The sequence below is a fragment of the Streptomyces sp. NPDC008317 genome, from assembly GCF_042955955.1.
GTDB lineage: Bacteria > Actinomycetota > Actinomycetes > Streptomycetales > Streptomycetaceae > Actinacidiphila.
Genome location: NZ_JBIBFQ010000004.1, coordinates 566,003 through 589,504, shown reverse-complemented (window position 1 = coordinate 589,504; position 23,502 = coordinate 566,003). Strand labels below are relative to the sequence as shown.

Annotated in this window: 19 protein-coding genes, 2 tRNA genes and 1 pseudogene; 14 read left to right on the top strand and 8 right to left on the bottom strand. The window is 72.8% G+C overall.

The features are described from left to right. Nucleotides 1–46: 46 nt before the first annotated feature. From ACFY9V_RS15895 to ACFY9V_RS15875, 5 genes are all read left to right on the top strand, one after another. Complete coding sequence (locus tag ACFY9V_RS15895) at nt 47–2,938, top strand: UPF0182 family protein (protein WP_355347431.1); 2,892 nt, start codon at nt 47–49, stop codon at nt 2,936–2,938. Nucleotides 2,939–3,020: 82 nt separating this feature from the next. Continuing rightward, nucleotides 3,021–3,094, top strand: a tRNA-Met gene (locus tag ACFY9V_RS15890). A gap of 249 nt (nt 3,095–3,343) precedes the next feature. Continuing rightward, a complete protein-coding gene (locus ACFY9V_RS15885) occupies nt 3,344–5,281 on the top strand; it encodes a tetratricopeptide repeat protein (protein WP_391161623.1) in 1,938 nt (645 codons plus the stop codon). A 175-nt stretch (nt 5,282–5,456) separates the two neighbouring features. Next, nucleotides 5,457–5,530: transfer RNA gene (locus ACFY9V_RS15880), tRNA-Met, on the top strand. A gap of 275 nt (nt 5,531–5,805) precedes the next feature. Further along, complete coding sequence (locus ACFY9V_RS15875; RefSeq protein WP_391161621.1) at nt 5,806–7,134, top strand: HEAT repeat domain-containing protein; 1,329 nt, start codon at nt 5,806–5,808, stop codon at nt 7,132–7,134. On the opposite strand, the gene ACFY9V_RS15870 is transcribed toward ACFY9V_RS15875, so the two are convergent. Continuing rightward, on the bottom strand, nt 7,100–7,510 hold the full coding sequence (locus tag ACFY9V_RS15870; protein ID WP_355347371.1) for a Fur family transcriptional regulator: 411 nt from the start codon (nt 7,508–7,510) through the stop codon (nt 7,100–7,102). The two genes, ACFY9V_RS15875 and ACFY9V_RS15870, sit on opposite strands and share 35 nt — an antisense overlap. A gap of 187 nt (nt 7,511–7,697) precedes the next feature. Between ACFY9V_RS15870 and ACFY9V_RS15865 the strand changes: the two genes are divergently transcribed. Then, on the top strand, nt 7,698–9,149 hold the full coding sequence (locus tag ACFY9V_RS15865) for a catalase (RefSeq protein WP_391044803.1): 1,452 nt from the start codon (nt 7,698–7,700) through the stop codon (nt 9,147–9,149). A gap of 131 nt (nt 9,150–9,280) precedes the next feature. Here ACFY9V_RS15865 and ACFY9V_RS15860 read toward each other — a convergent pair whose 3' ends face one another. Together ACFY9V_RS15860 and hisN are read right to left on the bottom strand one after the other, a co-directional pair. After that, nucleotides 9,281–9,730, bottom strand: coding sequence for a CBS domain-containing protein (locus ACFY9V_RS15860; RefSeq protein WP_391161618.1), 450 nt, complete (start codon nt 9,728–9,730; stop codon nt 9,281–9,283). Between the two features lie 207 nt (nt 9,731–9,937). Then, nucleotides 9,938–10,747: a histidinol-phosphatase gene (gene hisN / locus ACFY9V_RS15855; RefSeq protein WP_355347365.1), complete on the bottom strand. Its 810-nt coding sequence runs from the start codon at nt 10,745–10,747 to the stop codon at nt 9,938–9,940. A gap of 145 nt (nt 10,748–10,892) precedes the next feature. Here hisN and ACFY9V_RS15850 point away from each other — a divergent pair, with 145 nt between their 5' ends. Next, the gene (locus tag ACFY9V_RS15850; RefSeq protein WP_391161617.1) at nt 10,893–11,441 is read left to right on the top strand and encodes a TetR family transcriptional regulator; all 549 of its coding nucleotides are present in this window, start codon (nt 10,893–10,895) and stop codon (nt 11,439–11,441) included. 36 nt (nt 11,442–11,477) lie between these two features. On the opposite strand, the gene ACFY9V_RS15845 is transcribed toward ACFY9V_RS15850, so the two are convergent. The 4 genes from ACFY9V_RS15845 to ACFY9V_RS15830 form a co-directional block, all read right to left on the bottom strand. Further along, on the bottom strand, nt 11,478–11,801 hold the full coding sequence (locus tag ACFY9V_RS15845; protein WP_355347359.1) for a multidrug efflux SMR transporter: 324 nt from the start codon (nt 11,799–11,801) through the stop codon (nt 11,478–11,480). Between the two features lie 99 nt (nt 11,802–11,900). Beyond that, nucleotides 11,901–12,902, bottom strand: a complete 1,002-nt coding sequence (gene rsgA / locus ACFY9V_RS15840; RefSeq protein ID WP_355347356.1) for a ribosome small subunit-dependent GTPase A — start codon at nt 12,900–12,902, stop codon at nt 11,901–11,903. 8 nt (nt 12,903–12,910) lie between these two features. Beyond that, nucleotides 12,911–14,389, bottom strand: coding sequence for a 3-phosphoshikimate 1-carboxyvinyltransferase (gene aroA / locus ACFY9V_RS15835; protein ID WP_391161616.1), 1,479 nt, complete (start codon nt 14,387–14,389; stop codon nt 12,911–12,913). Between the two features lie 245 nt (nt 14,390–14,634). After that, a complete protein-coding gene (locus ACFY9V_RS15830) occupies nt 14,635–15,348 on the bottom strand; it encodes a M50 family metallopeptidase (protein ID WP_355347350.1) in 714 nt (237 codons plus the stop codon). Nucleotides 15,349–15,456: 108 nt separating this feature from the next. On the opposite strand from ACFY9V_RS15830, the gene ACFY9V_RS15825 reads away from it, so the two are divergent. Further along, nucleotides 15,457–16,272 (top strand): SOS response-associated peptidase, encoded by an 816-nt coding sequence (locus ACFY9V_RS15825; protein ID WP_355347347.1) that lies wholly within the window; start codon nt 15,457–15,459, stop codon nt 16,270–16,272. Further along, on the top strand, nt 16,272–16,979 hold the full coding sequence (locus ACFY9V_RS15820; protein WP_355347344.1) for an alpha/beta family hydrolase: 708 nt from the start codon (nt 16,272–16,274) through the stop codon (nt 16,977–16,979). The genes ACFY9V_RS15825 and ACFY9V_RS15820 overlap by 1 nt, the downstream gene beginning before the upstream one ends. Here the strand turns inward: ACFY9V_RS15820 and ACFY9V_RS15815 are convergent. Next, nucleotides 16,918–17,517 (bottom strand): helix-turn-helix domain-containing protein, encoded by a 600-nt coding sequence (locus ACFY9V_RS15815; protein ID WP_391044359.1) that lies wholly within the window; start codon nt 17,515–17,517, stop codon nt 16,918–16,920. The genes ACFY9V_RS15820 and ACFY9V_RS15815 overlap by 62 nt on opposite strands. A gap of 408 nt (nt 17,518–17,925) precedes the next feature. Between ACFY9V_RS15815 and ACFY9V_RS15810 the strand changes: the two genes are divergently transcribed. The 5 genes and pseudogenes from ACFY9V_RS15810 to ACFY9V_RS15790 all read left to right on the top strand — a co-directional run bounded on the left by ACFY9V_RS15810 (nt 17,926) and on the right by ACFY9V_RS15790 (nt 23,461). Then, nucleotides 17,926–18,591, top strand: coding sequence for a sigma-70 family RNA polymerase sigma factor (locus ACFY9V_RS15810; protein ID WP_391044361.1), 666 nt, complete (start codon nt 17,926–17,928; stop codon nt 18,589–18,591). Further along, complete coding sequence (gene rsrA / locus ACFY9V_RS15805; protein ID WP_355347335.1) at nt 18,588–18,911, top strand: mycothiol system anti-sigma-R factor; 324 nt, start codon at nt 18,588–18,590, stop codon at nt 18,909–18,911. Before ACFY9V_RS15810 ends, rsrA begins: the two co-directional genes overlap by 4 nt. 315 nt (nt 18,912–19,226) lie before the next feature. Beyond that, nucleotides 19,227–20,570: an HD domain-containing phosphohydrolase gene (locus tag ACFY9V_RS15800; RefSeq protein ID WP_391044364.1), complete on the top strand. Its 1,344-nt coding sequence runs from the start codon at nt 19,227–19,229 to the stop codon at nt 20,568–20,570. A 770-nt stretch (nt 20,571–21,340) separates the two neighbouring features. Further along, nucleotides 21,341–22,273 (top strand): annotated as a pseudogene (locus tag ACFY9V_RS15795) (HD-GYP domain-containing protein); the annotation flags it as partial. Nucleotides 22,274–22,465: 192 nt separating this feature from the next. Beyond that, on the top strand, nt 22,466–23,461 hold the full coding sequence (locus ACFY9V_RS15790) for a hypothetical protein (protein WP_188283420.1): 996 nt from the start codon (nt 22,466–22,468) through the stop codon (nt 23,459–23,461). Nucleotides 23,462–23,502 lie beyond the last annotated feature (41 nt).

Genomic DNA, 23,502 nt, shown 5'->3' with positions numbered 1-23,502 from the left:
ACCCCAGAAATACGGACAATTCGAGGTGCGCACCTTGGTATTCGAGATGCCGGACCGCGGCGGAGGATCGTCGGGGCCACGGATCAGAGTCGGCCGCCCATCCCGGCGGACCCGGACGTTGCTCATCACGATCGGCGTGCTCGCCGGTCTGATGATCGCGTTCGTGATCTTCGCGGGATTCTGGACCGACTGGCTCTGGTACCGATCGGTTCACTACTCGTCGGTCTTCACCACCACGCTCTGGACCAAGGTCGGTCTGTTCTTCGTCTTCGGCCTGCTGATGGCCGGAGCGGTCGGCGTGAACATCTATCTGGCACACCGGCTCCGCCCGCCGCTCAGCGCGATGTCGCTGGAGCAGCAGAGCCTCGACCGCTACCGGATGGGTCTCGCGCCGTACAAGAAGTGGGTGCTCCTCGGGGTCTGCGCGGTGGTCGGGCTCATCGCCGGCGGATCGGCCTCGGGGCAGTGGCGGCTGTGGCTGCTGTGGACGAACGCCACGAAGTTCAACGTCAAGGACCCGCAGTTCCACAAGGACGTGTCCTTCTACGCCTTCGACCTGCCCTGGTACCGCTTCCTGCTGAGCTTCGGCTTCGCGGCCGTGGTGCTCTCGCTGGTCGCCGCCGCCCTGGTGCACTACCTGTACGGCGGGCTGCGGATCACCTCGCCCGGCGGCCGGGCCACGGCCGCCGCCACCGGGCATCTGTCGGTCCTGCTGGGCATCTTCATCTCGCTCAAGGCGGTCGCCTACTGGCTGGACCGCTACGGCCTCGCGGTGAAGTCCAGCGGCTTCAAGGCCACCGACAACTGGACCGGTCTGCGGTACGTGGACGCGAACGCGTATCTGCCCGCCAAAACGATCCTGTTCTGCATCGCGGTGATCTGCGCGCTGCTGTTCTTCGCGACGCTCTGGCGCCGCACCTGGTCGCTGCCGATGATCGGCTTCGGCCTGATGGTGCTCTCGGCGATCCTGATCGGCGGCCTCTACCCGGCCATCGTGCAGAAGTTCCAGGTGCAGCCGAACGAGGCGGCCAAGGAAGCGCCGTACATCCAGAAGAACATCGATGCCACGCGGGCCGCGTACGGCATCAAGGACAGCCAGGTGAAGCCGTACAGCGGCACCAGCGAGTCCAGTACGGAAAAGCTGCGGGCCGACGCGGACACCACGGCGAGCGTGCGCGTGCTGGACCCGAACGTGGTCTCGCCCACGTACCAGCAGTTGCAGCAGACGCGCGGCTACTACGCCTTCCCCTCCACGCTCGACGTCGACCGCTACAGCGACGCCAAGGGCAAGGAGCAGGACACGGTCGTCGGCCTGCGCGAGCTGAACATCAACGGCATCCCCGAGAACAACTGGATCAACGACCACTTCAAGTACACCCACGGCTACGGCATCGTCGCCGCCAAGGGCACCGATGTGTCCAGTGACGGCTCACCGGCCTTCACCGAGAAGGACCTGCCGACCACCGGCCAGCTCGGCACGTACGAGCAGCGGGTCTACTACGGCGAGCGGACGACGCAGTACTCGATCGTCGGCGGTCCGACCCAGGAGATCGACTACACCGACGCGGGCGGCGAGAAACCGTTCACGTACACCGGCAAGAGCGGCGTGGACCTGTCCAACCCGCTGACGCGGGCGGCGTACGCGGTGCAGTTCGGCGAGCCGCAGATCCTGTACTCGGGGGCGATCGGCAAGGGCTCGAAGATCCTCTACAACCGCACTCCCAAGGAGCGGGTGGAGTCGGTCGCGCCCTGGCTGACCATCGACGGCGACCCGTACCCGGCCGTGGTCAACGGCCAGGTGGAGTGGATCGTCGACGCGTACACCACCACCAACGGCTATCCGTACGCGTCGCGCACCACGCTCGGCGACACCACGACCGACTCGCTCACCGACGACCAGCGGTCCGTCATCGCGCAGCAGAATCAGGTCAACTACATCCGCAACTCGGTCAAGGCGACCGTGAACGCGTACACCGGTGAGGTCACGCTCTACCAGTGGGACACCCAGGACCCGGTGCTCAAGACGTGGATGAAGGCGTTCCCGCACACGGTGCAGCCGAAGGACAAGATCAGCGCCGAGCTGATGGACCACCTGCGCTACCCCCAGGACCTGTTCAAGGTGCAGCGGCAACTGCTCACCAAGTACCACGTCACCAAGGCGTCCACCTTCTACACCGGCAGTGAGGTGTGGGAGGTCCCGGACGACCCGGCCGCCCAGACGGGCAAGGCGGTGCCGCCGTACTACCTGAGTCTGAAGATGCCCGACCAGTCGGAGCAGGCGTTCTCGCTGACGTCCACCTTCACGCCGAACGACCGCTCCAACCTGAGCGCGTTCATGGCGGTGAACGCCGACGCGTCCAGCAAGGACTACGGCACGATCAGAGTGCTGCAACTGCCGCCGAACACCACGGTCGACGGGCCCAAACAGGTGCAGGCCAAGCTCAACTCCGACAACAAGGTCGCGCCGCAGATCAACCAGCTCAAACGGGCGGGCGCGGACACCACCGTGGAGTACGGCAATCTGCTCACCGTGCCGATGGACGGCGGGCTGATGTACGTGGAGCCGGTGTACGTACGCGGCGCGGGCAACAACTACCCGCTGATGAAGAGCGTGGTGGTGCTCTTCGGCGACCGGATCGGGTTCCAGCCCACGCTGAAGGCCGCGCTGGACGAGGTGTTCGGCCCCGACGGCGAGTCGACGACGAAGCCGCCGCCGGACGACACCACGCAGCCGCCGACGACGACCAGCCCGCCGACCACCAGCCCACCGGGCGACGCGACGCTGGAGCAGGCCCTGACGGACGCTCAGAAGGCGTACGACGACGGTCAGGCGGCGCTGAAGAAGGGCGACTGGCAGGCGTACGGCGAGGCGCAGAAGAAGCTCTCCGAGGCGCTGAAGCAGGCGCGGGAGGCGGAGAAGGCGGCCAAGGGGACATAAGACGGGGCCGATCGACCTGATGGGTCGACAAGCGGGCTGATCGGGTGACACTCCGCGTCGTGGTACGGTGAGGACACAACGACGCGGGGTGGAGCAGCTCGGTAGCTCGCTGGGCTCATAACCCAGAGGTCGCAGGTTCAAATCCTGTCCCCGCTACTGTACGAAGAGGGCCAAAGTCAACTGACTTTGGCCCTCTTCACTTATATGGGGGATGTTCGGTGAACGGGGTTTCGCAAGCCGCCTTGTCGGGAAGTCGACAAACCGCTGAAGTGACCAATCGGGTTGCGGTATACCAGGTGTACGGCGGTAGTGGACGGTGCGACGATGGACCTCATGGGGGATGGTGCAAGACTGCTGAACACTCGTCAGATCCACGAACGGCGTGGTTCTACGGGCGATGTCGACATGTCGACCGAAAGGTTGGCCCAGGAGTCGGCTTCGACGCCCGTGACCGCGTCCGCGACCGTGCCCGTCACCGCGACCGCGCTGCTGCCCGCACCGCGTCCGTCGGCTGAGCAGCCCGCGTCCGCCGAACTCACCGCGTCCACCGGGACGGTGGCCACCCGGTCCCTGGGGCCCGTCGCCGCCCCGGCCGCCGGGCTCAACGACCTGCCCGGGCTTCCCGAACCGACCGACGAGGACGGCCTCGCGCTCCGCGAGGAGGCCGAGATCGAGGCGCGCCACCGGCACGCCGCCGACCTCGGCGACCCGTACGCCATGAGCGCGCTCGGCACGCTGCTGCTGCGCCGCGGCGACCTCGACGGCGCGGAGCCGTACCTGCGCGCCGCCGTCACGCACGGGGACCGCGCCGCCGCCAACAACCTGGCCCTGCTGCTGCACCAGCGCGGTTACGCCGACGAGGCGGCCGACTGGTGGCGGACCGCCGCCGTGGCGGGCTCCGCGCCCGCCGCGCACGCGCTGGGCCGGCACTACCGCGAGCGCGGCGACGAGCCCGCGGCCGAGTACTGGCTGCGGCAGGCCGCCGAGTCCGGCCACACGCTGGGCGCGTACGCGCTGGCCGACCTGCTCGACCACCGGCGCGAGAGCGGCGCCGAGCGCTGGTTCCGCGCCGCGGCCGAGCACGGCCACCGCGAGGCCGCGTACCGCCTCGCCCGGATATGCGCCGCGCGCGGCCAGAACCACGAGGCCGAGCAGTGGTACCGGCAGGCCGCCGCGCGCCGCCACCGGCGGGCCGCGCTGCGCCTGGGCACGCTCCTGGAGGAGCGCGGCGAGCAGGCGGAGGCGGGCCGCTGGTATCTGACGGCCGCCAGGGACGGCGAGGCGCGGGCCGCCTGCGCGCTGGCGTTCCTGCTGCGCGACGCGGGCGACATCGACCAGGCCGCCACCTGGTGGCGGCGCGCCGCCCAGGCGGGCGACGGCCGGGCCGCCAACGCGCTCGGCGCGCTGCACGCCCAGGAGGGCGAGACGCAGACCGCCGAGCGCTGGTACCGCACGGCCCTGGACGCGGGCGACATCAACGGCGCCTACAACCTCGGCCTGCTCTGCGCGGGCCAGAGCCGCAACGCGCAGGCCGAGCAGTGGTACCGCAAGGCCGCGTACGCCGGACACCGCGAGGCCGCCAACGCGCTGGCCGTGCTGCTGCTCCAGCGCGGCGACGCGATGGGCGCCGAGCCGTGGTTCTCCAAGGCCGCGGAGGCGGGCAGCATCGACGCCGCCTTCAACCTCGGCATCCTGCACGCCGGGCGCGAGGAGGCCGACACCGCGCGCGCCTGGTACGAGCGGGCCGCCGCCGCCGGGCACGCCGAGGCCGCCCTCCAGGTGGCCATCGCGCTCCAGCGCGACGGCGACCACCACGCCGCCGAGCGGCACCTGCGGTGCGCCGCGGGCGGCGGCAGCCCGGAGGCCGCCTTCCGGCTCGGCGCGCTCCTGGAGCGCAGGCAGCGCGAGCGGGACGAGGGCGACGCGGGCGCGGAGGCCACGGGCAGCGTCGAGGCCGAGGAGTGGTACGAGCGGGCCGCCCGGCAGGGGCACCGCCGCGCCCAGGTACGGCTCGGCATGTGCGCCGCCAAGCGCGGGGACGTGGTGGACGCGGCGCACTGGTACCGGCAGGCCGCCGAGGCCGGTTCGCGCAACGGGGCCTTCAACCTCGGGCTGCTGCTGGCCCGCGAGGGCGCCGAGCCCGAGGCCGCCCTGTGGTGGACGCGGGCCGCGGACGCCGGGCACGGCCGCGCCGCCCTGCGGATGGCGCTGCTCTCCGCCCGGCGCGGCGAGCTGGCCGAGGCGCAGCACTGGTGCTCCCGCGCGGTCACCTACGGGCCCGCCGAGGTCGCCGAGCGCGCGGCCCGGCTGACCGCCGCGGTCAAGCACGAGCTGACCGCGTGAGCCGACGGTCGTCAGCGGCGGTTGACCAGGTCATCCGTACGGTTCCTGACCGTTTCCGGCTGAGGGGCGCCCCGCCCGGGGCACCCCTCAGCCGGAATGGCCACCCGCTGCGACGGCCGCCCGCCTATGGATTTGCGCTGGTCAGGAACGCTGGTCTACAGTGAGGGCACAACGACGCGGGGTGGAGCAGCTCGGTAGCTCGCTGGGCTCATAACCCAGAGGTCGCAGGTTCAAATCCTGTCCCCGCTACGGAAAGAGAAGGCCCGGAAGCCATTGGCTTCCGGGCCTTCTTCCTGTGCGACACCGGTCGTCGGCCGGGCTGCGGGGCCGGGTCGCTGGGCGCTGCGCGCGCGGCGGCACCGCGCGCTTTCTCTTAGTCTCCTTGTGCGGGCTTCTTATTCGGGCAAAGACCCGCCGAACCGTCTTGGGCGCGGCACCTTCGCGCGCGATCCTGGTCGGGTACGACGGGCGAGGAGGCGGGATTGCTGCGCAGGCGGCGAGGGCGATCCGAGGCGGGTGTCACCGTGGTGGACACGGGACGCTGGCAGCGCTGGTGCGAGGCCGCGCTCGGCGGGCGTCGCGAGGACGCGGTGACCTTGCTCGCGGGCCTGCGCGCCGTCGTCGAGGACGGACCGCCGTACGACAGGGCCGCGGCGCTCGCCGCGCTCGGCGACGCTCCCGCGGACCTCCTGCTGCTGCTCGACCGGCACGCCAGGCCCTGGCACGGCGGCGGCGCCCACCGCTGGGCCGCCGGCGGCCACGCCGGTGTCGATCCGCTGCGTCTGCTGCTGGCCTCGCTCGACGAGGACGGCCGGGTGCGGGCCGGGGCCGTCGAGAGCCTGGCCGGGTGCGGCGGGCCGCTGGCCGTGGCCGCGCTCGCCCTGCGGACGGTCGACTGGGTGCCGGAGGTGAGCGAGCGCGCCACCGCCGCCCTGGTGGCCCGCAACGCGCCGGACGAGGTGGCCGCGGCCGTCCGCGTGCTGCTCAGGCTTGGCGGCAGGCGCCGGGCGGGCGGGCTGCTCGCCTCGTACCGCGCGGTGCTGAGCGAGCCTCCGCACCGCCGCGCCGTGCGGGCGCTGGCCGCCGACTCCGACCCGCTGGCCCGCCGCTTCGGCGTCGAACTCGCCCTGGACCTCGGCAGTTACGTCCGCGGCGACCTGCTGCGGACCGCGCTGCACGACCGCGACCAGGTCTGCCGCAGGCTCTGCGCGCAGCGGCTGCTGGAGCTGGACCCCGACCAGGCGGGCCGGTTGATGTGGGCGCGCGGCGCGGGCGTACGGGAGCTGGCGGTGGCCGCGCTGCCCGGCGACGTGCCCGCCACGCGGCTGGTCGCGCCGCTGGCCGACCGGGCCCGGATGGTACGGGCGCAGGCCCGTTGGCAGTTGTACCGGCGCGGGGAGCCGCCCGCCGACGTCTACCGCAGACAGCTCCGCAAGGTCGGCAGGACGACCGCGCCCCGGCTCGTCGCGGGACTGGCGGCCGGTCTCGGGGAGTGCGGGGACGCCTCCGACGCGGCTCTGCTGACCCGGCTGCTCGGACCCCGCGAGCGCGATCATGCCGAGAACTGGCCGCCGATGGTGCGCAGGGCCGCCGCCCGCGCGATCGGACGGCTGGCCAAGCCCGCCGAACTGGTCGGCCTGCTCGGCCCGTTGGCGACCGACCCCGATCCGGGCGTGGCGCGCGAGGTGTTCGAGGCGCTGGCCCGGGTGCCGGCCGATGTCCCGGTGGAGACCCTGTGGGTCGGCAGGACCCGTACGGAACCGGCCGTACGCAGGGCCGCCGAGCGGATCGGCGGCAGGGCCTGCGAGCGGACCGTGCCTACGAGCAGTCCGGGCACAGTCCCCGGTAGGTGACCTCGGCCGCCTGGACCGCGAAGCCGAAGCGTTCGGTCGGGGGGAGGGCCGCGAGCGGGTCGCCGTGCGGGTGGACGTCGCGGATGGTGCCGCAGCGGGAGCAGACCAGGTGCTGGTGCGGCCGGTGCGCGTTGGGGTCGTAGCGCTTGGCGCGGCCGTCGGTGGCGACCTCGATGATCTCGCCGATGCTCACCATCTCGCCCAGCGTGTTGTACACGGTGGCGCGGGAGATCTCCGGCAGCCGTGCGATGGCACGCGCGTGCACCTCGTCGGCGGTGAGATGGACATGGTCGCCGTCGAGGACCTCCGCCACCACGCGCCGCTGGGCGGTCAGCCGCCAGCCGCGTTCGCGCAGTCGTTCCAGCAGGTCGCTCATGCGAGCCAGGGTAACAGCGGGGCAACCTGGATCGAAAGGGTCTGTTCCTGACTCCCATCCTCTATTGGCTCTCTTCTTGACTTAGACATTGTCCAGAGTAGGATCGGCTCCGGCGCGAGCCGATGGGCATGCCGGGGGGCCGGACGATCTGGAGGAGAAGCACGTGACGGTTCAGGAGACGGGTCCGCTGACCACGAGTGCGCTGACCACGGAGGCCGGAGCGCCGGTCGCGGACAACCAGAACAGCGAGACGGCGGGCCTCGGCGGCCCGGTGCTCGTCCAGAGCCAGCACCTGCTGGAGAAGCTCGCGCACTTCAACCGCGAGCGCATCCCGGAGCGGGTCGTGCACGCGCGGGGCGCCGGTGCGTACGGCACCTTCACGCTGACCCGGGACGTCTCGCGCTGGACGCGGGCGAAGTTCCTGTCCGAGGTCGGCAAGCGGACCGAGACGTTCCTGCGCTTCTCCACCGTCGCGGGCAACCTCGGCTCGGCCGACGCCGTCCGCGACCCGCGCGGCTTCGCGCTGAAGTTCTACACCGAGGAGGGCAACTACGACCTCGTCGGCAACAACACCCCGGTGTTCTTCATCAAGGACGCCCTGAAGTTCCCCGACTTCATCCACACCCAGAAGCGCGACCCGTACACCGGCTCCCAGGAGGCGGACAACGTCTGGGACTTCTGGGGGCTCAGCCCGGAGTCGACACACCAGGTGACCTGGCTCTTCGGCGACCGCGGCATCCCGGCCAGCTACCGGCACATGAACGGCTACGGCTCGCACACCTACCAGTGGAACAACGAGGCCGGAGAGGTCTTCTGGGTCAAGTACCACTTCAAGACCGACCAGGGGATCAGGAACCTCGCCACCGGGGAGGCCGTGCGCGTCTCGGGCATGGACCCCGACTCCCACCAGCGCGACCTGCGCGAGGCGATCGAGCGCGGCGCGTTCCCGTCCTGGACCGTGCAGGTGCAGATCATGCCCGCGGCGGACGCCGCCACGTACCGCTTCAACCCGTTCGACCTCACCAAGGTGTGGCCGCACGCGGACTACCCGCCGGTCGAGATCGGCAGGCTGGAGCTGAACCGCAACCCGGAGAACGTCTTCGCCGAGGTCGAGCAGTCGGTCTTCAGCCCCGCGCACTTCGTGCCCGGCATCGGCCCGTCCCCGGACAAGATGCTCCAGGGCCGCCTGTTCGCGTACGGCGACGCGCACCGCTACCGGGTCGGCGTCAACGCCGACCACCTGCCGGTCAACCGCCCGCACGCCACCGAGGCGCGGACGCACAGCAGGGACGGCGCCCTCTACGACGGCCGCCACCAGGGTGCCAAGAACTACGAGCCGAACAGCTTCGGCGGCCCGGCCGAGACCGGCCGCCCGCTGTGGGAGCCCGTCGAGGTGTCCGGCGCGACCCGGTACTCCGCCGCGCCCGCGCACGCCGAGGACGACGACTTCGGGCAGGCGGGCACCCTGTACCGGCTCATGTCCGAGGACGAGAAGACCCGGCTGATCGACAACCTGGCGGGCTTCATCGCCAAGGTCTCCCGCGAGGACGTCGTCGAGCGCGCCGTCGACAACTTCCGCCGCGCGGACCCCGACTACGGCAAGCGACTGGAGGCAGCGGTCCAGGCCCTCCGCACCTGACCCGTCGCTCGCCGTTGGCCGAAGAGGCCGGACGCCACAGGGCTCCGGCCTCTTCTGCGCGTCCGCGTGCGGAACCGAAGGCGCGTGTGTGCCGTTCCGAAGCCGGGCGTGCCGGCCGTTCCGAAAAGCGGTTACGCGCTGGTCAGGGCGGTCGCGGTCGGTGTCGTGGCCGGTGACGCGGACGGTGTCGTGGCCGGTGTCGCGGGCCGCTGCGCGGACCAGCAGCGGATGATGTCGCGGACGGAGACCACGCCGATCGGATCGCGGCCCTCAAGGACGACCAGGTGACGGAAACCGCCGTGCAGCATGGCGGCGGCGGCCTCGTCGAGGGTCCACTGCGGGGCGGCGAAGACGACATCGGTCGTGGTGTGGGCGTGGGCGAGTTCGCGGTCGGGGCTGAGGCCGTCCCCGATCGCGTCGAGGACGTCGCGCTCGGTGAGGATGCCGAGACCGCAGGTGTCGGTGTCGAGGACTATGGCCGCGCCGACTCGGCGGGCGGACATCAACTGGGCGGCCTGGCGGAGGGTGTGGGCGGGGCCGATGGTGAGTACCACCGTGCTCATCGCGTCGCGGACCAGCATGGGACGGGCACCTCCTTGTGTGAAGCCCTCACACGGGACCGCCGTCCGGCGAGCCGGGAGACGCTCGCGTGAACGGTTTCACAAGTTCACAAGCGGGGGCACCTTCATAGTCACACGCCCCCGGAGGACCGGCAAGGGGGCGCGCGAAGCTCCCGCCGCGAGGTGACCCGCCGCCGCGCGCGGCTCGCGCCGCGCCGCTCCGACCTGCTAGGCGACGCCGTCCGAACCGCCCACGTACCCCAGCAGCTCCTCGTGCAGCAGGCCGTTGGAGGCCGCCGCGTTCCCGCCGAAGGGGCCCGGCTCGCCGTCGAGCGAGGTGAAGCGGCCACCGGCCTCGCGCACGATCACGTCGTTGGCCGCCATGTCCCACGTGCTCAGCTCGGGCTCCGCGCAGATGTCCACCGAACCCTCGGCGACCATCATGTACGGCCAGAAGTCGCCGTAGCCGCGGGTGCGCCAGACGTCGCGCGACAGGCGCAGGAAGCCGTCGAGCCGCCCCCGCTCCTCCCAGCCGCTCAGCGAGGAGTACGCGAAGGACGCGTCCTCCAGCCGGCTCACGCCCGAGACGTGCAGCCGGGTCGCCGACGACAGGCTGCGGCCGGTGTACGCGCCGTCGCCCTTCGCCGCCCACCAGCGGCGGCCGAGCGCGGGCGCGGAGACCACGCCGACCACGCTCTCGTCGCCCTGCTCGCCGCGGACCATCAGCGCGATCAGGGTCGCCCACACCGGAACGCCGCGCACATAGTTCTTGGTGCCGTCGATCGGGTCGATCACCCAGCGGCGCGGCCCCGCGCCCTGGCTGCCGTACTCCTCGCCGAGCACCGCGTCCCGCGGGCGCGCCCGTGCCAACTGGCCCCGGATCAGCTCCTCGGCCGCCTTGTCCGCCTCGCTCACCGGCGTCAGGTCGGGCTTGGTCTCGACCTTGAGGTCGAGCGCCTTGAAGCGGGCCATGGTCGCGGCGTCGGCGGCATCGGCCAGCACGTGGGCCAGGCGCAGATCGTCGTTGAATTCGGGCATAAGCCGAACAGTAGCGATCTCGCCTGGTCCCGGTCATCTCCGCCCTGCTCGCAACCTTGACAGACCAGGACAGCGCGTCAATTCTTTCCGCACGGCCGCTGTCCGCGCCATCGCGCGGACACCTCGTGGCGCCTTGGAGGCAATGATGCCTACAGCGCGGGAATCGCTCCTGGACGCGGCGTTCGCCGCGCTCGGCGACCGGCCCTGGGAAGCCGTACGGATGGTCGAGGTCGCGGCGGCGGCCGGGGTGTCGCGGCAGACCCTCTACAACGAGTTCAGCAGCAAGGAAGGGCTCGCGCGCGCCCTCGCCCGGCGCGAGACCGAGGGCTATCTGGGCGGTGTCGACCGCGAGTTGGCCGCCGCGGGCCGGGTCGGCGCCGACGCGGGGGAGTGCTTCGCGGGCGCCGCGGGCTGGACCCTGCGGTCCGCCCGGCGCAGTCCGGTGGTCGCCGCCGCCCTCACCGGCGCCGACGGCGGCCTGGTCGAATCCCTCAAGGCCCGTACGGTCGACGCGCTCGTCCGCGGCTACCCGCGGCTGCGGCCCCAGGACATCGGATGGGCCTGCGAGGCGGCGATCCGGCTCACCCTGTCGTACGTGATCGCGCCCGCCGCCAGTGACGAGGAGGCGTGTCTGCGGGTGGCGCAGCTCGTCCGCAGCCTGCTGTCGTGGCCCGCGACGGGGGAGGAGCCGTAGCGGCGCACGGTCCGCGCGGGCGCCGCCCGTGAACCGTCAGTGCGCCGAGCCGGAGATCTGGAGGCCGATGACGCCCGCGATCACCAACGAGATGGACACGATCTTCAGCGTGGAGACGACGTCGCCGAGGAAGATCATGCCGTAGATCGCGGTGCCCGCCGCGCCGATGCCGGTCCAGACGGCGTACGCCGGGCCGACGTCCAGCTTCTTCAGCGACAGCGTCAGCAGACCGAAGGAGCCCAGCGCGAACAGGGCGAAGGCGATGGTCGGCCAGATACGGGTGAAGCCGTGCGACAGCTTGAGGCAGACCGCGAACCCCGTCTCAAGGATGCCTGCGACCACCACGAGCAGCCAGGCCATCGGGTGCCTCCCGTTCCCACTCCGTCTCCGAAACCTGTGTGCGCTGTCGATCATCACACAGCCTGCCCGGAAACCGCCCCTCCGGTCGCCGAAAGCGCGTCAGTCTCCCTCGCGCCGCTCGCGGGTGGCCAGCAGCCGCCGCAGCGAGTCCAGCCGGGCGGGCTCGGCGTGCCCCGCCGCGACCCACGCGTCCAGCGCGCACTCCGGCTCGTCGTGCGAGCAGCCGCGCGGGCACTCCTCGGTGCCCGGCTCCAGGTCGGGGAAGGCGTGGATGACCCGCGACGGATCGATGTGGTGCAGGCCGAACGACCGTACGCCCGGAGTGTCGATCACCCATCCCGTGTCGCCCGGCAGCGGCAGCGCGAGCGCCGAGGTGGTGGTGTGCCGGCCGCGCCCGGTCACCGCGTTCACCGAGCCGGTGGTGCGCTGACGCTCCACCAGCGCGTTGACCAGCGTGGTCTTTCCGACGCCGCTGTGGCCGACGAAGGCCGTCACATGCCCGGCCAGCCGCTCGCGGATCTGGTCGACCCCGCCGGTCAGGAAGTCGTCCCTGTTGGTCACCACATACGCCAGGTCCAGCGCGCCGTACGTCTCCAACAGCGGCGCGGCCGGGGCCAGATCGGACTTGGTGAGCACCAGCAGCGGCTTCAGGCCCGCGTCGAAGGCCGCGACCAGGCAGCGGTCGATCATCCGGGGGCGCGGCTCGGGGTCGGCCAGCGCCGTGACGATCGCGAGCTGGTCGGCGTTGGCGACCACCACCCGCTCGAACGGGTCGTCGTCGTCGGCCGTCCGCCGCAGCACCGACTTGCGCGGCTCGATCCGTACGATCCGGGCCAGGGTGTCCTTCGCGCCCGACAGGTCGCCGACGACCGCGACCCGGTCGCCGACCACCATCGACTTGCGGCCCAGTTCGCGGGCCTTCATCGCGACCACCTCGCGGTCGTCGACCAGCACGGTCAGCCGCCCGCGGTCCACGGTCAGCACCATGCCCTCGGCGGCGTCCTCGTGCTTGGGCCTGATCGTGCTGCGCGGCCGGTTGCCCTTGGCGTTGGGGCGGACTCTGACGTCGTCCTCGTCGGGGTTCTTTCCGTAGCGGCGCACGGCGGTCCTCAGCCCCGGCCCGGTGCGGTGGTGTCCGCTGTGTCTGCCGTGTCCGTCGCGTCCGCCGTATCCGTCGGGTCCGCCGTGCCGGTTGTCTCCGCTGTCTCCGCTGTCTCCGGTGCGGCGGCGCCCGGGGTGACGGCGCCCGGCGTGGAGATCCCCGGCGCGGGCGCGCGGCCCGCGAGCATCGCCGTCCACAGCTCGGGGAATTCGGGCAGGGTCTTCGCGGTCGTCGCCACGTTCTCCACCTGGACGCCGTCCACGGTCAGGCCCAGGACGGCCGCGGCGGTCGCCAGCCGGTGGTCCTCGTAGGTGTGGAAGACCCCGCCGTGCAGGGTGGTCGGCCGGATGCGCAGGCCGTCCTCGGTCTCGGTGACGTCACCGCCCAGCTCGTTGATCTCCTTGGCCAGCGCGGCCAGCCGGTCGGTCTCGTGCAGCCGCAGATGCGCGATGCCGGTCAGCACGCTCTCGCCCTCGGCCAGCGCCGCGACCGCCGCGATCACCGGGGTCAGCTCGCCGACCTCGTGCAGATCGGCGGTGATGCCGAGCACCCGGCCGGTGCCGCTGAGCGTCAGCCCCTGCTCGGTCAGCTCGTACGAGCCGCCCATCGCGGTGAACAGCGTGCGCAGCGCGTCACCCGGCTGGGTGGTGCGGCGCGGCCAGTCCGGGATGGTCACCCGGCCGCCGGTGATCAGCGCGGCGGCCAGGAACGGCGCCGCGTTGGACAGGTCGGGCTCCACCGTCAGGTCCCGGCCGAGCAGCGCGCTCGGCGCCACTCGCCACACATTGCGCGCGCCGCCGTCCTGCGGGGCGTCCACCTTGGCGCCGGCCTTCCGCAGCATGTCCACGGTCATCCGGATGTGCGGCTGGGACGGCAGGGTGCGGCCGGTGTGCCGCAGTTCGAGGCCCCGGTTGAAGCGCGGCGCGGACAGCAGCAGCGCGCTGACGAACTGCGAGGACGACGACGCGTCCACGGACACGCTCCCGCCGGACAGCGAGCCCGCGCCGTTCACGGTCAGCGGCAGGGAGCCGCGGCCCTCGTCGTCGATCCTGGCCCCCAGCGCGCGCAGCGCGTCGATCACGCCGTGCAGCGGACGCTCGTACGCCCGCGCGTCGCCCTCGAAGCGGACCGGGCCGTCGGCGAGCGCGGCGACCGGCGGCAGGAAGCGCATCACGGTGCCCGCGTTGCCGACGTCGATCCGGGCGGGGCCGTGCAGCCCGGCCGGGATGATCCGCCACGCCTCGCCGCCGGACGGGTTGACCGTCTCGTCGATCTGCACGCCCATGGCGCGCAGCGCGTCGGCCATCAGGACCGTGTCGCGGCTGCGCAGCGGACGGCGCACCCATCCGGGTTCCGTGGAGTGCGCGGCGAGCACCAGAGCGCGGTTGGTCACCGACTTCGAGCCGGGCACCGTGACGGTCGCGTCCACGGCGCGGGGCGCGGTCGGGGCCGGCCAGAGGGCGGTCTGCGCGGTGCTGTCGCTCATGAGGCCCAAGCGTAGTGGCTCAGGCACAGGGAGATAGGACGGCGAATGCGGCGAAATCTGCCGGAAACAGGTGCTGTCACTGTCGGCCACATGCGCCGGGGTCGTGCGCCGGGCTCATGCGCGGGGCCAGTGCCGTGGGTCTGTGCGCCGGTCTGCCCCCGTTGCCCCGGCCGTTCTCTCCGCCGGGGCCGTCACGGCCGTCACGGTGGGTGTTCCCCGTCACTCCCGTCACCGCGGTCACCGCGTTATTGGAGGAGCAGCCACCGGGCGCCGCCCACCAGCGAGCAGATCGCGACCGCGTAGAACAGGAGCAGCCACAGGGCCGCCGGAGTGTGCGTGAGCCGGGCGAGCTGGTCCGCGTCCGAGGTGCCGGAGCGCTCACGGCGCCGCGTACGTTGCAGCTCGGCGACCGGCCGCGCGCCGCCGACCAGCAGGAACCACACCACCAGATACGCGAACGCCGCCTGTACCTGCGCCTTGGTCAGCCAGGACACCAACAGGAAGATCGCCCCGGTGACCACCACGGTCAGCGCCCCGTACGCGTTGCGGATCATCACGAGCATGACCAGCAGCAGCGCCGTCGCGCCCCACAGCAGCGCGGTGATGTGGCCGGATGCCAGCAGCCCCGCGCCCGCAAGGCCCAGCAGCGGCGGCGCGGTGTACCCGGCGGCGGCCGTCAGCACCATGCCCACGCCGTGCGGCTTGCCGCGCGAGACGGTCAGGCCCGAGGTGTCCGAGTGCAGGCGTATGCCCTCCAGGCGCCGCCCGGTCAGCAGCGCGAGCAGCCCGTGACCGCCCTCGTGCGCGATCGTCACCGCGTTGCGCGTGACGTGCCACACCCGCCGCAGCAGTACGGCCGCCAGCGCGAGCAGCGCCGTCGCGCCGATCAGCCAGCGCGAGGGATCGGGCTGTGTCCCCGTCAGCCGGTCCCACATCTCGGTGACGCTCGCGACGTTCATGACGTGGCCAGTCCTTGCTACTAGGGGGCTGCGGAGGGGAGTGCCGGGGGCTTGCGAAAGGGCGGACTGTGGGCCGTTCGGGTCCACGGTCGTGGCAGTCTGGCACCTATGTGCGGTCGATATGCGGCGAGCCGGAAACCAGAGGATCTCGCAGGACTCTTCGAAGTCCGTAAGTGGGACCCCACCGAGACCATCGCCCCCGATTGGAACGTCGCGCCGACGAAGGACGTCTACGCGGTGCTTGACCGTCCTGTGCGCGACTCCGGTTCCCCGGAACCGGTCAGACAGTTGCGCGTGCTGCGCTGGGGCCTGGTCCCGTCGTGGGCCAAGTCGCCGGAAGGAGCGGCCAAGCTGATCAACGCGCGGGCCGAGACGGTGCACGAGAAGCCGTCCTTCCGCCGCGCGCTCACCGCCCGGCGCTGCCTGATACCCGCCGACGGCTATTACGAGTGGGTGACGGCGCCCGAGGAGCGCGCGCTGGAGGAGCAGGGCAGGAAGAAGCGGTCCCGCAAACAGCCGTATTTCGTGACGCCCGCCGACGGCTCGGTGATGGCGATGGCCGGGCTGTACGAGTTCTGGCGCGACCGGACGCTGCCCGACGACCACCCGATGGCCTGGTGGGCCACCTGCACGGTGATCACCACGGCGGCCGAGACCGACACCCTGGCCGGATACGCGGGCGAGGGTCCGCGCTCGCTCACCGACATCCACCCCCGGATGCCGCTGATGATGACCCCCGACCGCTGGAACGCCTGGCTCGACCCGGCCACCACCGACCCCGACGCGCTTGGCGCCCTGCTCGCCCCGCCGCCCGGCGGCCTGATGCGCGCCTATCCGGTCGGCACCGGTGTGAGCAGTGTGAAGAACAACGGACCGGAGCTGCTGACGGAGCTGGAGGCACCCGAGGAGGAGACGCTGTTCTGATGACAGCACGCGCAGCACACACAGCGTCCCCGTCCCCCGAGCGGTCGGTGGAAACGGTCGGCACCCCCGCGGGCGAGGCCCGCGTCACCTGGCACCGCGCCCGCGCCGCCCGCGCGGTCCTCGCGCTCGGCCACGGCGCGGGCGGCGGCATCGAGGCCCGCGACCTGGCCGCGCTCGCGGCGGCGCTGCCCGCGCACGGCGTGACCGTGGCACTGGTCGAGCAGCCCTGGCGGGTGGCGGGCAAGAAGCTGGCGCCCGCGCCCAAGACGCTGGACACCGGGTGGACGGCGGTGTGGCCCGCGCTGGCGGAGCCGGGGCTGCCGGTGGTCGCGGGCGGACGCAGCGCCGGCGCCCGGGTGGCCTGCCGTACGGCGAAGGAGCTGGGCGCCGCGGCCGTCCTCGCGCTGTCCTTCCCGCTGCACCCGCCGGGGAAGCCGGAGAAGTCCCGCGCGGCCGAGCTGGACCTGGGCGCCGCGGCCGGGCCGCTGCTGATCGTGCAGGGCGGCAACGACACCTTCGGGCGGCCCGCGGAGTTCCCCGCCGGGTACGAACCGGTCGAGGTGCCGTACGGCGATCACTCGTTCGCCGTACCCAAGCGCGCGGAGTTGACGCAGGACGCGGCGCTGGCCGTGCTGACCGGGGCCGTCAGCGACTGGCTGGCCGGGCTCGGACATGCATCCGCTCGCCCTGGCGGCCGAAAAGGCTGAGCACCTCGACGGTCTCGTCCCCCGCGGGCCCGAACCAGTGCGGCAGCCGGGTGTCGAACTCGGCTGCCTCGCCCGCCCGCAGCTCCAGATCCTTGTCGGCGAGCAGCAGCCGCAGCCGCCCGGAGAGCACGTAGATCCACTCGTAGCCCTCGTGGGTGCGCTGCTCACAGGGCTTGTTCGGCTCGATGATCATCTTGTACGCCTGGAGCGCGCCCGGGTGCCGGGTCAGCGGCAGCACCGTCATGTGGTCCATCTTGCGCGGCACCGTGCGCACCCGCGGGTCGCCGACCTCGGGCGCGCCCACCAGTTCGTCCAGCGGCATCTGGTGCGCGCGGGCCAACGGCAGCAGCAGTTCGAGGGTGGCGCGCCGCTGCCCCGACTCCAGCCGCGACAAGGTGCTCACCGAGATCCCGGTCGCCTCCGCCAGCGCGGCCAGCGTCACCCCGCGCTCCAGCCGCGCCGCCCGCAACCGCGGCCCGACCTCGGCCAGAGTGCGCTCGACGCCGTCGTCCGTGCCTTTGGGTGCTTTCTCCGCCATGCGCCGATTTTGCCATACCGGCAAGCACGTTTGCCGTACGACCCCGGCGCGCACTCCGGACCACCGCCGTGCGACTTCCGCGCGATCCGCCCGCGCGCCCCCTGTGCCACCGGGAATGAGCCGCGCGATACCGGTGTTGTGCGAATCGGCAGAACGATTCGATCCCGCATTGACGAAGCAATCCGTGAGATCTGTGAGAGAGGCAGCCGCATGGTTTCAGCCGCTTGCCGGTCCCGCGCAGAGGCCGCACAGGCCACCGCGCGACCGGACGCAGCCGCGCCCTACCTGAACTGGGCCGAATGGCCGGTCAAGGACGACGGCAAGGGCGCATCCGGCACGTCGATCTCCAGCGGGATATCCTCCGGAACAGGCGTGGCCGCTTTTGGGCGCGCTGACGTTTCTGAGGAGGTGGGTGCGGTCACCGGCACCGACGACAGCACGGCGGAAAACGCGAGTGCGTCCGGTGAGGCAGCACAGGAGAGCAGCGCGGAGCGCACCGAGCGCTTCGAGCGGGACGCCCTTGGCTTCCTCGACCAGATGTACTCGGCCGCGCTGCGGATGACCCGCAATCCGGCCGACGCGGAAGACCTCGTCCAGGAGACGTACGCGAAGGCGTACGCCTCCTTCCACCAGTTCCGTGAGGGCACCAACCTCAAGGCGTGGCTCTACCGCATTCTCACCAACAGCTTCATCAACTCCTACCGCAAGAAGCAGCGCGAACCGCTGCGCAGCGGTTCGGAGGAGATCGAGGACTGGCAGCTCGCACGAGCCGAATCCCATATGTCGACCGGCCTGCGCTCCGCGGAGTCCCAGGCGCTCGACCACCTGCCCGACTCCGACGTGAAGGCGGCGTTGCAGACGATCCCCGAGGAGTTCCGCATCGCGGTCTACCTCGCGGACGTCGAGGGCTTTGCCTACAAGGAGATCGCGGACATCATGGGAACACCCATCGGCACAGTGATGTCCCGGCTGCACCGCGGGCGTCGCCAGTTGCGTGAGCTGCTGGAGGACTATGCGCGGGACCGCGGTCTTGTACCCGCGGGCGCGGCGGATGAGAAGGGCGCGGATTCATGAGTTGCGGCGACGCACATGAGACGGACTGCTCGGAGGTGCTCGGCCACCTCTACGAGTACCTCGACAACGAGATGCCCGACGAGAGCTGCGCCAAGTTCAAGGAGCACTTCGACGAGTGCCACCCGTGCCTGGAGAAGTACGGCCTCGAACAGGCCGTCAAGAAGCTCGTCAAGCGGTGCTGCGGCTCCGACGACGTGCCGACCGACCTCCGTTCGAAGGTCATGATGCGGATCGAGCTGATCCGCTCCGGTGAGGTCGCCCCGGTCCCGGACCAGGCGCCCGACATCCTCGCCACCCCGACCGAGGCCGAGGCCCGCTAGCTCCTCCCCACCGCCGGGCGCGCCAGGGCTTCCCCGCCGCCGTCGGCCACCGCCGGGACATCCCCCGGCACCCCTTCGTCCCGGCTCGTACCCCGTTGCGCTTGTGGACGGGGTTCGGGCGTTCGGACGAGGGCGCATACGCCTCACGTCACCCGTGCGGGTGAGCGTCGGGTCCCACGGACGGCCCAACCCCGGCAAACGCCTCTTCCACGACGGGCGCGGCCCTATCCTCCTGACTCTCAACGGGCCGGGAGCCGATCGGGCCGCGCCCGCCGCGCGTTCGCGCACGTTCGCGTACGGAGGAGGCCGCCTCTCGTGTCCGCCATGCCGACACCCGCACGGGTCACCGTGGCCGCCGTGTGCGCCGCCGGGACGCTGTGCGCCGCGCCCGCCCTGCGGCCCGCCACCGCGTGGGGGACCGTCGCCGTACTCGCCGCCCTGTACGCGCTGTGCGAGCCCGGCGTGCTCCCCGACCGCGCCGCGGGCCGCCACCCGCCCGCCGCCGTCGGCCCGTTCCTGCCCGTCCTGCTGGCCGCCGCCCTGCTGCTGCCCCCGGCCGCCGCCGCGCTGGTGGCCGTCCCCGGCTCGCTCGCGGGCCGCGTGGAGCAGGAGCCGCGCCGCGTACGGCGGCTGTGGCGCGCCGCCCACCTGGCCGTCGCCGTCTGGGCCGCCGCGCTCGCCGCCCGGCTGCTCGACGGCCCCCGCGCGCTGGCCGCCGCCGACCTGCCGTACGCGCTGCTGCCCGCGACCGTCGCCGCGCTCGTCCTCTGCGTCACCGCCACCGCGCTCACCGGCGCCGTCCTGGTCACCGCCGAGGGCCGCACACCGCGCGCGGCCTGGGGCGCCCCGCTGCTCGGCGCCCTCGCCCCGCACCTGACCTACGGCCTCGTCGCCCTCATGACCGCCGTCCTGTGGCAGGCCCGCTACGGCGCCTTCGCCGCGGTGCTCGTACCGCTGCCGATGTACGCGGCCTGCTGGGGATTCGCCCGCGCCCGCCGGGAACGCGACGCCCACCGGGCGACCGTGCGCGCGCTCGTCCAGGCCGTCGAGATCAAGGACCACTACACGCGCGGGCACAGTGAACGCGTGGGCCGCGCCTCGGTGTTCATCGCCCGCGAACTGGGCATGCCCGAACCCCGCGTCGACGCCCTGCGGTTCGCCGGAATCCTGCACGACATCGGCAAACTCGGCGTCCCCACCCGCCTGTTGCGCAAGAACGGGCCGCTGACCCCGGCCGAGCGGCGGGTGGTCGAGCTGCACCCGGAGTACGGGCACGAGATGGTCCGCGGCATCGCCTTCCTCGGCGAGGCGCGGGACGCGATCCTGCACCACCACGAACGCCTCGACGGCAGCGGCTACCCGCACGGGCTCGCGGGCGACCAGATCCCGGAATTCGCCCGCGTGGTCGCCGTCGCGGACGCCTTCGACGCCATGACGTCCACCCGCTCCTACCGGCGCGCCCGGCCGGTTCGCGCCGCGCTCGACGAACTCCACGCCTGCGCCGGTACGCACTTCGACCCGGCGATGGTCGCCGCCCTGACGCGTGCGCTGGCGCACCACTCCTGGCCGGTGGCCGCCTCGGGGCCGGTCGGCGCCACCACCGCCGGGCGGGGCCCGCTGCTTCTTCCGGCCGCCGTCTCCGCGCCGGTGCCGCGATGAGGGCCCGGCTCGTCCGGGGCGTGTACGGCGCCGCCCTCACCCTGACGGCCGCCGCCGTCGCCCGTACCGCCCTCACCGGCCTCTCCGCGCCCGGCACCGCCCTCGCCTTCGCCGCCGTCATTGCCGTGGGCGTCACCTTCCGCCTTCCCGCCCCCCTCGCCCCTCTCGCCTTCGGCGTCGACCGCGACACCGCGCCTCTCGCCACGGCGACGGCTCTCGCCTACGCCCTCCTGGCGCCGGGCCGCCACGGCCTCGCCCAAACCGTGGCCGTCTCCGCCCTCGCGGCCGCCGTCCCGCTGACCCTGAGCCGCCCCCGCCACGCAGCCGCCCCCGCCCCGCCCCCCTCACCCAGGTGGGCACCCCCCAGGACCGCGGCGAACGCGGGTCCCTTGCGCAGGTGGCTGCCCCCCAGGGCCGCGGCGGGTGAGGGCCCCTTGCGCAGGTGGGTGCCCCGTAGGGGCGTGGGGCTGCATCTGATGTGCGGCTGCCGCCGCGTGGGCGCGGCCGGCCGCGATGGGGCTGTGCCCTCCAGGGGTGCGGCGGGCGCGGGTCCTTTGCGCAGGTGGGTGCCCCGAAGGGGCGCGGGGAACTGCGCGCTCAGCCACGACGCTCCCGCAGGTCACCACCCGCCCCGGCGGGGCAATTCGGTGGTCTCCGGACCACCGGCCGGTGGGGGCGGGCCGCGCAGTTCCCCGCGCCCCTTCGGGGCGCACCCTCCTGGGGAGGCGGACCCTCCTGGGGAGGGGCGCCCGGGTTCGGGGCGGCATGGGGGGTCGGGGGCCAAGGGGGACGGTGAGGTGCGGCGGGTCGCGGCAGCGACCTTCGCCGGGGTGTGCGCCCAACCCTTCGCGGGAGGCGAAGGCCCCGCGTACGCCGCCGCACTCCTGGCGGTCCTCGGCCTGACGGCGCTGTGCGACGCGGCGCTGGCGGCGGCCCTGGGCGCGGCCAGGACCGGCCACCCGTACGCCCCGGCGCTGCGCGACGAGGTGCGGGCACTGGCGGGGATGGCCAGCGCGGTGTGCGCGGGCGGTGTGGTGATGGCGCTGGCGGTCGCGACCGCCGGGCTGTGGGCGTTGCCCATGGCCGCGGCGCCGCTGCTGCTGGCGCAGATGTCGCTGCGGGGCCAGGCGGCGGTGCGGGCCACGTACCGGCAGACGATCGGGTCGCTGGCGCGGGCCACCGAGGTGGCCGGGTACACACCGGAGGGGCACGCGCGGCGGGTGAGCGAGCTGGCGACCGCGGTCGGCAGGGAGCTGGGCCTGCCCGCCCGCCACCTGATGCTGCTGGAGTACGCGGCGCTGATGCACGACATCGGCCAGCTCTCGCTGGTCGACCCGGTGCCGCGCGGGGCGACGGAGCCGCTGGACGGCGAGCGGCAGCGCGCCATCGCCGCGCTCGGCGGCGAGGTGGTGCGGCAGACCGGCGCCCCGGCCGAGGTGGCGCTGATCGTGGAGCGGCAGGCGCACCCGTACCGGGAACAGCCGTTGGCGGGCCGGATCGTCCGGGCCGTCAACGCCTACGAGGACCTGACGGGGGAGCCGGGCGCGGCCCTCGGCCACCGGCTCGCGGCGGTCGAGCGGCTGCGGTTGGCGACCGCACGTGAGTACGATCCGCAGGTGGTGGCGGCACTCACCAGGGTGCTCGCACGGCGCCCCACCTGGGCATGGTTGGATGCCCACGGGAGTGGCAAGGGTGTCGAGTGAGGAAGCGCGCTCACCGGGGAGCCGCGGACCGCACGGACCGGGTCGCCGGCCCCGGGGGACGGGGGCGACGGCCGGGCTGAGACAACGGCCAAAATGTGCAAGGTTGGAGTCGTACGGGGGGACGCGATCGTAGTGGTGCGGGAAGGCGACGTCCTGGCAGTGATCGGCTGAGCGGGCAGGCGGGTAACGACGTTGAACATCTTCGGAAGAGTGCGGCACCGGCCGTCGCCCACGTGGCGGCAGGCCACTGACCGGGCGTTCTCGCTGATCGGCGACGGCCGTTACGAGGACGCCGGAGCGCTGCTGACCCGAGCCGCCGATCTGGAGCCGTGGCTGTCGGAGTCCTGGTACAACCTCGCGCTGCTGCACAAGTTCCGGCACGACTGGGCGCAGGCCCGGATCGCCGGGCTGCGCGCGGTGGCGCTGCTCGACCGCCCGGTCGGCTCCCCCGACTGGTGGAACCTGGGCATCGCCGCCACCGCCGTGCAGGACTGGCCGCTGGCCCGCCGCGCCTGGCAGGCGTACGGCCTGCGGATGCCCGCGGGCACCGCGAGTCACAACGGCGAGGAGTCGGTACGGCTGCCGCTGGGCAGCGCCGCCGTACGGCTGTCGCCCGAGGGCGAGGCCGAGGTCGTGTGGGGCCGCAGGCTCGACCCGGCGCGGGTCGAGGTGCTCTCCATCCCGCTGCCGTCGTCCGGGCGCCGCTGGGGCGAGGTCGTGCTGCACGACGGCGTCCCGCACGGCGAGCGCGCCACCGCCGACACCGCGGGCGGCGCGGTCTACCCCGTCTTCGACGAGATCGAGCTGTGGGCGCCGTCCCCGGTGCCGACCTGGCTGGTGCTCCTCGAAGCGGACACGGCCGCCGACCGCGACGCGCTGGAGCGGCTGGCGGCGGAGGCCGGATACGCGGCCGAGGACTGGTCGTCGTCCGTCCGGCTGCTGTGCCGCACCTGTTCGGAGAGCCGGATGCCCACCGACGACGGCTCGATGGCCACGCGCGACCCGCACGACCACGGTGAGCCCGGTCACCCCGGCCACCTCAGCCACCACAGCGCGGGTGTGCGCTGGTCGCCGGAGCGCGAGTGCGGGATCGCCGCCCCCGCGTCCCTGGTCCGCGGCCTGCTCGACGGCTGGGTCGCCGACAGCCCGGACACCCGGGACTGGCGGGACCTCGAAGAGGTCTGCTGAACCGCACGCCCTGAACCCCGTGCCCCGAACGGCGAGGTGCG

What these genes read in the sequence shown, in the direction of transcription:
- ACFY9V_RS15830 (WP_355347350.1), bottom strand. Translation starts at nt 15,348, where the DNA reads ATGAACGTCGCGAGCGTCACCGAGATGTGGGACCGGCTGACGGGGACA.
- ACFY9V_RS15845 (WP_355347359.1), bottom strand. Translation starts at nt 11,801, where the DNA reads ATGGCCTGGCTGCTCGTGGTGGTCGCAGGCATCCTTGAGACGGGGTTC.
- ACFY9V_RS15885 (WP_391161623.1), top strand. Translation starts at nt 3,344, where the DNA reads ATGTCGACCGAAAGGTTGGCCCAGGAGTCGGCTTCGACGCCCGTGACC.
- ACFY9V_RS15820 (WP_355347344.1), top strand. Translation starts at nt 16,272, where the DNA reads ATGACAGCACGCGCAGCACACACAGCGTCCCCGTCCCCCGAGCGGTCG.
- hisN (WP_355347365.1), bottom strand. Translation starts at nt 10,747, where the DNA reads ATGCCCGAATTCAACGACGATCTGCGCCTGGCCCACGTGCTGGCCGAT.
- aroA (WP_391161616.1), bottom strand. Translation starts at nt 14,389, where the DNA reads ATGAGCGACAGCACCGCGCAGACCGCCCTCTGGCCGGCCCCGACCGCG.
- ACFY9V_RS15870 (WP_355347371.1), bottom strand. Translation starts at nt 7,510, where the DNA reads ATGAGCGACCTGCTGGAACGACTGCGCGAACGCGGCTGGCGGCTGACC.
- rsrA (WP_355347335.1), top strand. Translation starts at nt 18,588, where the DNA reads ATGAGTTGCGGCGACGCACATGAGACGGACTGCTCGGAGGTGCTCGGC.
- ACFY9V_RS15895 (WP_355347431.1), top strand. Translation starts at nt 47, where the DNA reads ATGCCGGACCGCGGCGGAGGATCGTCGGGGCCACGGATCAGAGTCGGC.
- ACFY9V_RS15860 (WP_391161618.1), bottom strand. Translation starts at nt 9,730, where the DNA reads ATGCTGGTCCGCGACGCGATGAGCACGGTGGTACTCACCATCGGCCCC.
- ACFY9V_RS15815 (WP_391044359.1), bottom strand. Translation starts at nt 17,517, where the DNA reads ATGGCGGAGAAAGCACCCAAAGGCACGGACGACGGCGTCGAGCGCACT.
- ACFY9V_RS15850 (WP_391161617.1), top strand. Translation starts at nt 10,893, where the DNA reads ATGCCTACAGCGCGGGAATCGCTCCTGGACGCGGCGTTCGCCGCGCTC.
- ACFY9V_RS15825 (WP_355347347.1), top strand. Translation starts at nt 15,457, where the DNA reads ATGTGCGGTCGATATGCGGCGAGCCGGAAACCAGAGGATCTCGCAGGA.